The organism is Arthrobacter sp. TMP15 (assembly GCF_039529835.1).
Lineage (GTDB): Bacteria > Actinomycetota > Actinomycetes > Actinomycetales > Micrococcaceae > Specibacter.
Map to the genome: position 1 here is coordinate 353,738 of NZ_CP154262.1, position 12,012 is coordinate 365,749.

The window sequence follows — 12,012 nt, forward strand, 5'->3', positions numbered from 1 at the left end:
GGTACCGTCATCAAACGCTCGCTCACTTCAGGTCGGCTTTTTTTGAACGCTCCTTCAGCTGTTCTGCGCCGAACAGCAGATTTCGGTTAGTATTCACTAACGCAACTTCCACGCCCGGTACCGGGTCAAACCTCAACGAGGAGGAACCATGGAAATTTCAAACAATGGCACCGTCGCACTGATTACAGGCGGTGCATCAGGTCTTGGCGCGGCAACGGCTAAGCGCCTACATGCTGCCGGGGCTGCCGTGGTACTTGTTGATCTGCCAAACTCAAGCGGCGCCGATCTGGCAGCAGAGCTTGGAGATCGAGCCATTTTTGTTCCCGCCGATGTAACCCGCGAAGACCAGGTGCGCACAGCAGTTGCGGCCGCCGCGGAGCTGGGCACGCTGCGGATAGTGGTGAACTGCGCCGGTGTTGCCACTCCCGGGAAGGTTCTGGGACGGGACGGAGTGCTTCCGCTAGAGCAGTTCAGCCGAGTAGTGCAGATCAACCTGATTGGGACGTTTAACGTTGTCAGGCTTTGCGCCGAGGCCATGGCTGCGGCTGAACCGTTGGCCGGTGAATTTGGTCCCGAGCGCGGTGTCATCGTCAACACTGCCTCCGTCGCCGCATTTGACGGACAGATTGGCCAGCCTGCCTACGCCGCATCCAAGGGTGCCGTGGCAGCAATGACCCTGCCGTTGGCCCGCGAGCTGGCACGGTCATTGGTGCGCGTGGTGAGCATTGCGCCGGGTATTTTTGAAACGCCTATGCTGGCCGGCCTCCCGCAAGCCGCGCAGGATTCGCTGGGCCAGCAAGTCCCGCACCCTTCACGGTTGGGAAAACCCGCCGAATATGCGGCTCTCGTTGAGCACGTTGTTGCCAACGCCATGCTCAATGGTGAGACCATCAGGCTTGACGGCGCCATCCGGATGTCGCCGAAGTGAGCAAAATCCACAGCACGATTCCCGAAGCCGACTTTTACGATTTTGAAGCGCTGCTGAGCGCTGCAGAAAAGACAAAGTTGGCGCAGCTGCGCGAATTTCTCGCTAAAGAGGTTGCCCCTGACTGCATCGATTGGTGGAATGAGGCCGAGTTCCCGGCGCACATTTTGCCCAAGATCGCGGCACTGGATCTGGCCACGCCGGACCGGCGCGGCTATAGCCATTTGTTCACCGGTTTGGTGGTGGCCGAAATGACGCGAGTGGACACTTCGCTGGCAACTTTTTTCCTTGTCCACCACGACCTATTTGTGCAAGCGCTCATTGACTTCGGTTCCATGGAGCAAAGGGAGCGGCTGCTGCCAGATGCCCTCTCGTTGCGCAGCACCGGCGCTTTTGCGCTGACCGAACCGGATCACGGCAGCGACGTGGCCGGCGGAATGGCGACCACGGCTTCGCAAGTTACCGACGACGACGGCACGCACTGGGTGTTGAACGGCGCCAAGCGCTGGATTGGCAATGGGACGTTCTGCGAGCGAATGCTGTTGTGGGCCAAAGAAACTGAAACAGGAAAAGTTCGTGGCTTCTTCTTGGACGCCACCGCACCAGGAGTTTCTCGGGTAAAGATCGAGAACAAGATTGCGCTACGAACAGTCCAAAACGCGCATATCACTTTGACTGATGTGCGGGTTGAGGAATGCGATCGTATTTCTACTGTTGATTCCTTCGAAGACACCAACCGGCTGCTGCTGGGCTCACGCGTCTCAGTGGCATGGCAGGCGGTGGGACAGCAATTGGCCGCTTTTGATGTTGCCCGAGCGTATGCCCTGGAGCGGGAACAGTTTGGCCGGCCCATTGCAGCGTTCCAGATGATCCAGTCACAATTAGTGACAATGCTGGGAAACGCCACCTCGTCCATGGCAATGATGGTGCGTATTGCGGGGCTGCAAGACACGGCGGGGGCTACGGATGGACCCTTGCTTCCATCCATGGCACAAGTAGCGCTGGCAAAAGCGCACACCACGGCTGCTATGCGCGAAACCGTAGGGCTTGGCCGGTCAATACTGGGTGGCAACGGCATTGTCAGCGATTACGGTATGGCCAAGATTTTCGCAGATGCCGAAGCGATTTACACCTACGAAGGTTCCCACGAGATCAACACGCTCATTGCCGGCCGCGCAATCACAGGGGTCTCGGCGATCGTCTAGGGCTGCAACCCCACCTGCCATCGAGTGCCGCCCGCTGTTGGAGCGGGCGAAGATTTTCCATGAAAGAAGGAACGCCATGAGCACCACTGTGAACGCAGCCTCCACCCCCGCCGCAAGCGTCTCCACAGCAGTGGCCGACGTCATCGCAGAGCGGACAGGGCACCTCTTTGGGCTGTTGGGAAACGGAAACGCCCACCTGATCAGCCACCTCACCTCCGCGGGGTTTCCCTTCACCTCTGCCCGTCATGAGGCTGCCACGGTGGCGATGGCGGACTCCTACCACCGTGCCACCGGCAAGGTGGGTGCCGCGACAACAACGTACGGGGCCGGGTTCACCAACGCCTACACCGCTCTCGCAGAAGCACGGCTGGCCCGCATCCCGTTGGTGTTGGTGACCGGAGATGCCCCCACAACAGGGCGAAGGGCCTTCGACGTGGACCAGAGCGCGGCATCCGCTGCCGTGGGGGTGACAACGCTGGTGGCCGGACCGGAGAACGCCGCAGCAATGACGCACAGGGCATTCGATCTGGCAATACAGAGCGTGCAGCCGGTGGTACTGGCTATTCCTTATGACCTCGCCACGGCGCAGCTGAGCGAACAGGTCACCCTGGCGCCGCTTCCTGAGAAGGCGGCCTGGACCGCTGGCGCTGCTGAACTCGATGAGGTGGCCGCGTTGTTGCGCGGCGCCAAACGACCCCTTGTCCTGGCCGGGCGGGGCGTGTTGCTGGCTGGTGCGCAGGCGCCGCTTCGTGAACTGGGGGACCGGCTCGGAGCCCTGTTCATGACCTCAGTCATGGCCACCAACATCATCGATTCCGCGTGGAACCTCGGCATCGCCGGAGGCTTCACCCGCGACCACCGGCTGGAACTGGCCCAGCAAGCTGATGTGGTGCTGGTGGTGGGGGCATCACTGAACGCCTTCCAGTCCCGCTACGGCACTTTATTGGCTTCTGCCACCACGGTCATCCGTATCGACAACGAACCAGAGTCCGGGATGGTCCATGCGCAGGTGACCGATTACTTGCGGGCAGACCTTGAGCCAGCCTTGAATGCCCTCGTCGAGCGCTTGCCGGTTGTGGAAGAATCCAGCGGCTGGCGCTCGCAGGTGCCGGAGGTTGCCACCGAGTCCTTCCGTTCTGCTGCACCGGTGGAGAACCCGGCCGAGTTCGGCGTCGACGGCCGCCTGAACCCCCGAGCGGTTGTCGCTGCCCTCGAGGACATCCTGCCCACGGAGCGCTCGCTGGTCATGGACGGGGGCCATTTCATCGGCTGGGCCCCGATGTACCTCTCCGTACCGGACCCGCAGGCCATGATCCTGGTGGGCACTGCCTTTCAGTCCATTGGGCTCGGCTTCGGTTCCGCGGCGGGAGTCTCCGCAGCCCGCCCGGACCGCACCACCGTTTTTGTCACCGGTGATGGCGGCGGACTCATGGGATTGGCAGACTTCGAAACTTTCCTCCGCGTAACCCGCCGAGGCGTGATCGTGGTGTTGAACGACGCCGCCTACGGCGCCGAGCTGCATCAATACGCGTCCAAAGGCCTTGACCCTGCCGCGATGCTCATCGATGAAGTCGACTTCGCCGCCGTGGGGCGCGCGTTCGGAGCCGAAGGAGCCAAGATCGGCACACTGGCTGAGCTTGAAGTCCTTCGTGAATGGTTGGACACGCATGATGAAGGGGTGTTCGTCCTAGATGTGTCCATCTCGCAAAAGATCGTGGCCGAATTCATGAGCGCATCGATCAACGCTGGCAAAAAGTCCTAAGGTCACAGCTTCGTGGGAGGAAGATGGAGACATGTATGAGCCCCATCAATTGAAGGGGTCGGCTACGGGCAAGTTTCAAGACAGCAGGAGTGCCGCGACGACCAAGAGCCATCAAATCCGAGCCGACGGCGTGAGAGTTATTTCCGCGGGTTGCGCTCTCCGGCTTCGATTGCCACCGGCAAAGTGTTCCCGGCTGAGGGCGAGGGGCACGTACCAAAGTCGCTAAAAGCACTGGGGTAGTTGATGGCACGGTTGAAATCCACCACAACCGTGCCGTCAGGACGCGGCTTGGTCAGTTCAACTCTGCGCCACGGCGCTGTTGAAACGTTGTTGCTGGCATCGTGAAAGTTCACCAGAAGAGAGCCAAGATCACCTTCCTCGGCCGCCAAACTATACCGGCTGCCGCCCAATTCAAAGCAGACGTCCCCCACCAGCACTGCCTGTCCGGGGACTTGCGGGTTGGCCGTTTTGATAGTTTCACCCCGGGGCTGGGCGTAGCGCTCGAAGTTGCCGCTGAGAACAAAGTCATGGTTGTAATCAAACACCGGGACGCCGGTGAAGTTTTGCATCAAGGGTGCCTGCGAGTCGCGGGTTCGGATCATATAACGGTTGGCGCGCATACCCAGTTCAACAACCACGGTTCCGGCAGCAACCCACATCACTGATTGCTCGTCAACTAGTTCAACCGTGATGGTGCCAACCACTGGCTCTCCGCTTTTCGCCAGCGTAAGGTGATCGTCCGCGCTGGCGGTCAGTGACGCCGTCGTGCCTGAATAACTCCACAGGCCGGGTACGCCCAAGAGCGGGGAGGGAACCTGGGGAAGCCACTGTAGCGAGGTGAGCGTGAGCCAGCCGTGCTGCACGGCGAGCGAGTTGTCGCGGCCGGTGCGGAAGCGTTCCCACCGCTGGGTAAGGCGATCGAGTTCTGCGGTGTTCATACTCATGGCGCTCCTATCGAAACAGTGTGGGTTCTCCACTCTAGGCACAACGACTGCGCCGGCAGCGATATTCCGGCGGCACGGGGGCATCCGTGGTGAAAGAATGGGGCCATGGCAACAGATTCAACGAACCCCACAGACTCAACGAACGCATCGTTGAACAAGGACATGACACGTTTTCCGCTCGGTGCCGCCACCGCGTTGGAGGATGAGCGCACGCAGCTAACGTTGGTGCGGCACTATCAGGTTGCCCCTGAGGTACTGTGGTCCATGTTCACGGACCCGGAGAAAACCATTATGTGGTGGGCGAAGGTTCGGGGCAGTATCAAAACCGGTTCATCCTTTGATTTGAAATGGCTCAATGTCAAAGATGAAGGACACGGCATTGAGACCGACTGGTGGTACGGGCGCGTTATTGAAGCTGATGAGCCGCGAGTACTTGAAATCTCCAATTCCATGCACGGGCGTATCCGGCTGGAGCTGACTGACACCGAGCAGGGCACGCAGCTGGTGTTTAGCAATGCTGTGGAAGTTCCCGCTGAAATAGCGTTGATGTCGCTGGCCGGTTGGCACGTCCACCTTGACCATCTGCAGGAAGCGCTGGATGGCAAAAGTATTTACTGGCAGCACTGGTGGGATGACTTTTACCCGTGCTGGGAACGCGTTCACGCCCTATACACCGCAGTCTGAGCGTGCAGAGTCTCTGTCGCGCAGATCCTCACTATCTGAGACAGACTGGCATCGTTCAACGAACCCCACGTAGTATCCAAGCGGCCCTATTCTTGGGTCCCAACGTATTCAACGCCGCATACGAGCACCCCAGAATCATAGACCGTAAGGACGCTGACTCATGAGCTCAGATTTGCAACCAAACCCGCAGGGCACCGCACAGGGTGCCGAGCCGGATACTGACCTTCGCCGCGATGTGCGCCGCGTGAGCACTTTGCTGGGTGAATCCCTGGTGCGCCAGCACGGCCCCGAACTGTTGGCGATGGTGGAGCAGGTTCGCCTGCTGACAAAGGAATCCAAAGAGGCTGCGCGTGGGGAATCCGGCACGGGCCCCTGGAGCGCAAACGACGTCGCGGAGCAGGTCCGTGAGGTCCTCTCCTCCCTACCGCTGGAGCAGGCAACAGACCTGGTTCGGGCCTTTGCGTTTTACTTCCACCTGGCCAACGCTGCGGAGCAGGTTCACCGTGTTCGGAGTCTGCGCAGCCGTAGCGAAAAGGACGGCTGGCTGGCCAAGGCCGTCACCGAAATTGCTGAAAAAGCGGGTGCCGAAACGCTGCAGAAGGTTGTCAACGAACTGGACGTGCGGCCCATCTTCACCGCCCACCCCACGGAAGCATCGCGGCGTTCAGTGCTGGATAAGATCCGCAAGCTCTCTGACATCCTTGCCACCGAATCAGAAGAAGGCAGCACAGCCCGTGCCCGCCAGGACCGCAAACTGGCCGAAATCATCGACCAAATGTGGCAGACGGATGAGTTGCGGAAAGTTCGCCCCACCCCTATGGATGAGGCCCGCAACGCCATTTACTACCTGCGCAATATTCTCACTGACGCCATGCCGGAGGTGCTGACCGAGCTCAGCGACTTGTTGGGAGAGCACGGAGTTGCACTGCCCGTGGACGCCGCCCCACTGCGTTTCGGCTCGTGGATTGGTGGCGACCGCGATGGCAACCCCAATGTCACTCCGGAGGTGACACGCGAGGTTTTGGTGTTGCAGAACCAGAACGCGGTGAAAATCTCGCTGGTGCTCATCGATGAGCTGTTGAGCGTTCTCTCCAACTCAAGCGCCCTCTATGGCACCGATGCGGCGCTGACCGATTCGATCGCTGTGGATTTGGCGAACCTGCCCCATATTGATCCGCGCGTCCTAGAGCTCAATGCGGATGAGCCGTACCGTCTGAAACTCACCTGCATCAAGGCCAAACTGCACAACACGCAAAAGCGTGTGGCCGCTGATGCCTACCATGAGCCCGGCCGCGACTATAGCGCCACTTCGGAACTCATCGCGGATTTGGAGCTGCTGGAAGTTTCGCTGCGCAATAACTCTGCAGCTTTGGTGGCGGACGGGGCACTGGCTTCAGTGCGTCGGGCCATTGCCTCCTTCGGTTTGCACTTGGCAACCTTGGATATCCGTGAGCATGCCGACTACCACCACGACGCCGTCGGCCAGCTCATTGACAGGGTTGGTGAGCTAAACAAGCCCTACGCAGAGTTTGATCGTGCCGAGCGTATGGCGGTTCTGAGCCGCGAACTTGCCAGTCAGCGTCCGCTTTCAGGGCACCCGATTAAGCTCGACGGCGCGGCAAACGGAACCTACGACGTCTTCCGTGTTGTGCGGCGGGCCTTGCGCACGTACGGCCCCGACGTCATTGAAACGTACATTATCTCCATGACTCGCGGCGCTGACGACGTGTTGGCCCCCGCGGTACTGGCTCGCGAAGCCGGGTTGGTCCAGCTCACCGGTGAAAACCGTTACGCCAAAATTGGTTTCGCACCGCTGTTGGAAACGGTGGATGAGCTGCGCGCCTCTGCTGAAATTGTGGACCAGCTGCTCTCCGATCCGGCGTACCGCGAACTTGTTCGCCTGCGTGGGGACGTCCAGGAGATCATGCTTGGATACTCAGATTCCAACAAGGAATCCGGCGTGCTGACTTCACAGTGGGAGATCCACAAGACTCAGCGCAAACTCCGCGACGTAGCGCTCAAGCACGGCGTGAACGTGCGCATGTTCCACGGCCGTGGCGGCTCTGTTGGCCGCGGTGGCGGACCCACCTATGACGCCATCATGGCCCAGCCCAATGGCGTCCTTGAAGGCGCCATCAAGTTCACCGAGCAGGGCGAGGTCATCTCCGATAAGTACTCTTTGCCCGAACTTGCCCGGGAAAACCTGGAACTTTCCCTGGCTGCTGTCATGCAGGGCTCCGCCTTGCACCAGGCACCGCGTCACTCAGAGGATGATCTGGGCCGCTTCGGAGACATTATGGAAGTCATGTCCGACGCCGCTTTTGGTACCTACCGCACATTGATTGACCACGAGGACCTGCCGGCCTACTTTCTGGCGTCCACCCCGGTGGAGCAACTTGGTAGCTTGAACATTGGTTCACGGCCGTCCAAACGCCCGGATTCCGGGTCCGGGCTTGGTGGCCTGCGCGCCATCCCGTGGGTATTTGGGTGGACTCAGTCACGTCAGATTGTGCCGGGTTGGTTCGGTGTTGGCTCGGGTCTGCGCGCAGCACGTGAAGCTGGCCGCGGTGCTGAGCTGAAGGAAATGCTGGATCACTGGCACTTCTTCTCCTCCACTATCTCCAATGTGGAAATGACGCTGGCCAAGACGGATATGGACATTGCCGCGCACTACGTTCGCACCCTTGTACCTGTTCCGCTGCAGCACCTCTTTGCCACCATCCGCGCCGAGTTTGACCTCACTGTCGCGGAGCTACAGCTGCTGACAGGGGAGACTGAGCTGCTGGACAACCAGCCCCTGCTCAAACGTTCACTAAATGTCCGCGATCAGTATCTTGACCCCATCTCCTATCTCCAAGTTGAGCTGCTGCGCCGCGTCCGTGAGGCGGATATTACCAAGTCTGATGTGGATGAGCGTCTACAGCGAGCCATGCTGATCACCATCAACGGTGTGGCTGCCGGCTTGCGTAACACCGGCTAAACAACGCTCCCCTATGGAAAAAGCCGCCGTTTGCGGATTAAGCCACCCGGCGCCGGGTGGCTTAATCCGCAAACGGCGGCTTTTTTGGTGTGGGCGGCTTCGTTTAGGCTGGTTAGATGCCTTCATTTCGTGCCACCATCCAAATTACCGGCCTGCGTCCCGGTCACGATCCTAAAGAAGTTATGGATGTGGCTGTTGCTGCGGTTGGTTCCGCCCACGTTGTTGAGGCCAACCAGCTGGACATTGTGGCCGGGGTGCCGCGCATTACCGTTCGTTTCATGGTTGAGGCCAGCGAGTACGACGCCGAGAACCAGTTTGCGCGCAACGCTGCGGTATCGATGGCGCATGGTGTGAATACGGTGGCCACCACGGGTGTTTTGCGCACCTTCCGCCGCTCCACAGGCAAGTGGCTTGCGCTCTAGGAAGCCGGAAAAACAAGTGTGATGTGAATCACATGGATTTAACCGTGAGGATTCTCCCGCTCGATACGCCTTATCTGTGTAGGCGCCAAAATGGTGCTGAGCTTGAAGATGTATCTAAGCAGAACTTCGGGAGTGATTATTTTGACTACTCAGCCTCAGATTAAGAACCCAGCAACAGGTACCCCCGCACCGGGCAAACAGTCGGTCACCAGCCGTGGCACCACCACGGTGGCTGACGGTGTTGTCGCCAAAGTTGCCGGTATTGCTGCACAGGACATTCCGGGTGTTTACGCACTCGGTGGCGGAGCCGCACGTGCACTGGGCAGCCTCCGCGAAGCTGTGGGTCAGAAGGATTTGACCCAGGGCGTGAGCGTTGAAGTTGGCCAGACACAGGTGGCGGTTGATATTACTCTTGTTGTGGAGTACCCGCACCCACTTCAAAAGGTTGCCGACGACGTCCGTGACGCCATCTACGCCGCAGTGGAAGACGTGGTAGGTATGGAGGTGACCGAGGTTAACGTCTCCATCACCGATATCCACATCGCTTCGGAAGAAAATGACGAGAAGACCGTCGCGGCCGCACGCCACGATGAGAGCCAGACTGGGCCGCGAGAAGCCCGCGTCTCATGAGCGCCACCGTGGCCGGCACGGCCATAGCCGCTACGTTGGCCATTACGGCCCTTGTTTTTGGATTCTGGGCCATGCTGTTGGTGGCCCTGTTCATGGCGGTTGGTGCGCTCATCGGCAGAAGTGTTGACGGCAGGCTGGATCTGCGCAGCGTTTTTGACGCTCTCCGCGGCAAGCGCACCTCATCATGAGTACCGGCACGCGGGGGGCTGATCTGGAAGCACACCGGCAGCACCAGCCAAATATGCGTGCCGGGTACACCAACATTTCAGCCAACACGATGCACCAGCTAGTGGCAGCGATCGCCGCCGACGCCCTCAATGTCCCGGCACGGGATATCAGCGCCAAAATCCACGATGAGCAGGGACAAGTAAGCGTCTCGCTGGCCGTGCCTTTGGTACTGCGCGCCCAAGGGCAGGATTTCTACCTGGACTCACCAAGTGATGATGTGCGCATGAACTTGGAGTCCGACGGCGGCACTGTGTTTGAGCGTGCAGCTGCAGTCAGGGACGTTGTGAGAAAACGCCTCCACGCTCTGGCTGGAACAACCGTTGGCCGAGTGGACATCCGGTTCACCGGGATTCATGACGGGAAACCAATAACCACAGGGAGGGTCCAATGAGAAACATGCAGGCAACTGAGCCGCGAGTAATCAAAAGACTCAATCTGCGCGAAACCCGGTCCAGCCGGGCAGCCTTGTCCATCATCGTAGCCGTCGCCCTGTTGCTGGCAGTGATATGGCTGGCCATTGAACTGCTGCTCACGTTGACGGCGAACACAGCTCTGCTGATTTCCCCTTCCGAGCTGGCTGAGCGTACGGCATCAGTGGCAACAGCCACAATCCCTGAGGCGCTCATCGCGATCGGTGCAGGCATGGTGTTGGTGGGGCTTGTTATTGTGGCAGCCGCACTCTTGCCTGGTACCAAGCCGCGGCACATTATGGAGAGTTCACGTGCAGCAGTGGTGGTTGAGCATGAAGTGCTGGCCGCAGCCGTATCGCGTACTGCACGCACAGTTGCCCGCCTGACACCTGAACAGGTAGCGACAAGTGTGAGCCGAAAGCGCATCGAGGTTTCATTGCATCCAAGCACCGGTCTGAGTGTAGATACGGATGCTGTTCAAGAAGCCGTGGAACGCGAGGTAGCTGCTTACGGATTGCATAATCCTGTTGCTATCACTGTCAAACCCGGGCATAAGCAGACGTCCGGTACTAAGCAGGAGGTGGGCATATGAACAGCACCAACCGTGGGCTGAACCGCACAATATTGGCCATTTTTGGTTTGATATTAGCTGGCGCGGGAACCCTCGCAATACTGGCTGGAGTCAGCAGGGGATTCGCCCAAAGCTTGACTTCGGCCGGCACTAACCTCTGGAGCCGCATCCAGGAACGGCTGGATGCGGCCCGGATTTCAGGGGCAGAGATCAGTTGGTGGACTATCGCTGTGCTGGTCCTGCTCATTGTGGTTGCAGTGCTGTTAGTGAGCTGGCTTGCCTCACAAGGCACCGGCCGCAGCAATGAGTTGGCCAAGGCGGAAAGCCCGACCGGAAATACCACAGTAGATATTGCTGTTGCCGCTCAAGCGATCAAGGCGGCACTGGCAGAAAACAACCAGATCCTCGCCAGTTCGGTGCAATCCTGGAAAACCAGAGGTATCGGCAGTGACACTGGGCTGAAAATAGTGCTCCAAGCCCGGAAAGGTGCCTCTCCGGCTGAGGTGCGCGCCGCCGTGGAACATCTAGTGGTGGGCTTGGATGAACTGTTGGGAATTCAACTGCCTGTGCTGATCCGCATCAAAGCAGGCACACGTAGCAAATTTGCCCGTACAGAACGCGTGGCATGAGAAAAAACAACAACGAAACCTAACGAAAGAGAAAACATGGGACTGGGCGATAAAATCAGTAATAGCGCCGAAAAGGGGCTTGGCTCCGTAAAAGAGCAAGCAGGCAAGCTGTTGGATAACCAGAAACTTGAGCATGAAGGCCGTGCAGACCAAGTAAGCGCCGAAGCCAAACAGGCCGGGGAAAAGGTCAAAGACGCCGCCACGGAGTTCAAAAACGGTCTCAACAAGTAGTCTAATCATCTGCATTACAAGCATTCGCACTTAATATAAGGGGTACATATGGGTTTCTTCGGATTTATTATTCTTGGTTTGATCGTCGGCGCAATCGTTAAGGCAGTCATGCCTGGCAAAGTCGGAGGCGGCTGGATCACAAGCATCATTTTGGGAGTGGTTGGCGCCATCGTTGGTGGCTGGCTCGGATCGCTTATTTTCAATGTTGACCTCGGCACGTTCTTCAATATTAAGACGTGGCTGTTGTCCATTGGTGGTGGCCTGGTTGTTGCCGCAATCTACGGCGCCATCCGCGGCCGTAAGTAGCCTCAGGTAGCTTACAAATAGTTTCAAGTTTCGCGGGCAGCTAACGCATAGCGTTAGCTGCCCGCGAAAACGTATAGGCTCACAG

The 12,012-nt window shown here is 58.9% G+C and carries 14 protein-coding genes; 13 read left to right on the forward strand and 1 reads right to left on the reverse strand.

The genetic code is table 11. The features are described 5' to 3' along the window. The first annotated feature begins 148 nt into the window (after positions 1 to 148). The 3 genes from AAFM46_RS01565 (at position 149) to AAFM46_RS01575 (ending at position 3,892) form a co-directional block, all read left to right on the forward strand. Positions 149 to 928 (forward strand): 3-hydroxyacyl-CoA dehydrogenase, encoded by a 780-nt coding sequence (locus AAFM46_RS01565; protein ID WP_283531336.1) that lies wholly within the window; start codon positions 149 to 151, stop codon positions 926 to 928. Beyond that, positions 925 to 2,130, forward strand: a complete 1,206-nt coding sequence (locus AAFM46_RS01570; RefSeq protein WP_343319159.1) for an acyl-CoA dehydrogenase family protein — start codon at positions 925 to 927, stop codon at positions 2,128 to 2,130. The genes AAFM46_RS01565 and AAFM46_RS01570 overlap by 4 nt, the downstream gene beginning before the upstream one ends. 76 nt (positions 2,131 to 2,206) lie before the next feature. After that, positions 2,207 to 3,892, forward strand: a complete 1,686-nt coding sequence (locus tag AAFM46_RS01575; protein WP_343319161.1) for a thiamine pyrophosphate-binding protein — start codon at positions 2,207 to 2,209, stop codon at positions 3,890 to 3,892. 137 nt (positions 3,893 to 4,029) lie between these two features. On the opposite strand, the gene AAFM46_RS01580 is transcribed toward AAFM46_RS01575, so the two are convergent. Next, positions 4,030 to 4,836, reverse strand: coding sequence for a DUF1684 domain-containing protein (locus tag AAFM46_RS01580; RefSeq protein ID WP_343319163.1), 807 nt, complete (start codon positions 4,834 to 4,836; stop codon positions 4,030 to 4,032). 105 nt (positions 4,837 to 4,941) lie between these two features. Between AAFM46_RS01580 and AAFM46_RS01585 the strand changes: the two genes are divergently transcribed. The 10 genes from AAFM46_RS01585 (at position 4,942) to AAFM46_RS01630 (ending at position 11,927) form a co-directional block, all read left to right on the forward strand. Continuing rightward, entirely contained in the window at positions 4,942 to 5,520 is a 579-nt protein-coding gene (locus tag AAFM46_RS01585; protein WP_343319164.1) for an SRPBCC domain-containing protein, read from the forward strand. Between the two features lie 160 nt (positions 5,521 to 5,680). Next, on the forward strand, positions 5,681 to 8,500 hold the full coding sequence (ppc, locus tag AAFM46_RS01590) for a phosphoenolpyruvate carboxylase (RefSeq protein ID WP_343319166.1): 2,820 nt from the start codon (positions 5,681 to 5,683) through the stop codon (positions 8,498 to 8,500). Between the two features lie 116 nt (positions 8,501 to 8,616). Beyond that, on the forward strand, positions 8,617 to 8,922 hold the full coding sequence (locus AAFM46_RS01595) for a hypothetical protein (protein WP_283531342.1): 306 nt from the start codon (positions 8,617 to 8,619) through the stop codon (positions 8,920 to 8,922). A gap of 159 nt (positions 8,923 to 9,081) precedes the next feature. Further along, on the forward strand, positions 9,082 to 9,552 hold the full coding sequence (locus AAFM46_RS01600) for an Asp23/Gls24 family envelope stress response protein (protein WP_283531443.1): 471 nt from the start codon (positions 9,082 to 9,084) through the stop codon (positions 9,550 to 9,552). Next, complete coding sequence (locus AAFM46_RS01605) at positions 9,549 to 9,740, forward strand: DUF2273 domain-containing protein (protein ID WP_283531343.1); 192 nt, start codon at positions 9,549 to 9,551, stop codon at positions 9,738 to 9,740. The genes AAFM46_RS01600 and AAFM46_RS01605 overlap by 4 nt, the downstream gene beginning before the upstream one ends. After that, positions 9,737 to 10,171, forward strand: a complete 435-nt coding sequence (locus AAFM46_RS01610) for a hypothetical protein (protein ID WP_283531344.1) — start codon at positions 9,737 to 9,739, stop codon at positions 10,169 to 10,171. The genes AAFM46_RS01605 and AAFM46_RS01610 overlap by 4 nt, the downstream gene beginning before the upstream one ends. After that, complete coding sequence (locus AAFM46_RS01615) at positions 10,168 to 10,782, forward strand: hypothetical protein (protein WP_343319168.1); 615 nt, start codon at positions 10,168 to 10,170, stop codon at positions 10,780 to 10,782. The genes AAFM46_RS01610 and AAFM46_RS01615 overlap by 4 nt, the downstream gene beginning before the upstream one ends. Beyond that, positions 10,779 to 11,390: a hypothetical protein gene (locus AAFM46_RS01620; RefSeq protein ID WP_283531346.1), complete on the forward strand. Its 612-nt coding sequence runs from the start codon at positions 10,779 to 10,781 to the stop codon at positions 11,388 to 11,390. The genes AAFM46_RS01615 and AAFM46_RS01620 overlap by 4 nt, the downstream gene beginning before the upstream one ends. 36 nt (positions 11,391 to 11,426) lie before the next feature. Continuing rightward, entirely contained in the window at positions 11,427 to 11,621 is a 195-nt protein-coding gene (locus AAFM46_RS01625; protein ID WP_283531347.1) for a CsbD family protein, read from the forward strand. 48 nt (positions 11,622 to 11,669) lie between these two features. After that, positions 11,670 to 11,927 (forward strand): GlsB/YeaQ/YmgE family stress response membrane protein, encoded by a 258-nt coding sequence (locus AAFM46_RS01630; protein ID WP_283531348.1) that lies wholly within the window; start codon positions 11,670 to 11,672, stop codon positions 11,925 to 11,927. Positions 11,928 to 12,012: the final 85 nt, after the last annotated feature.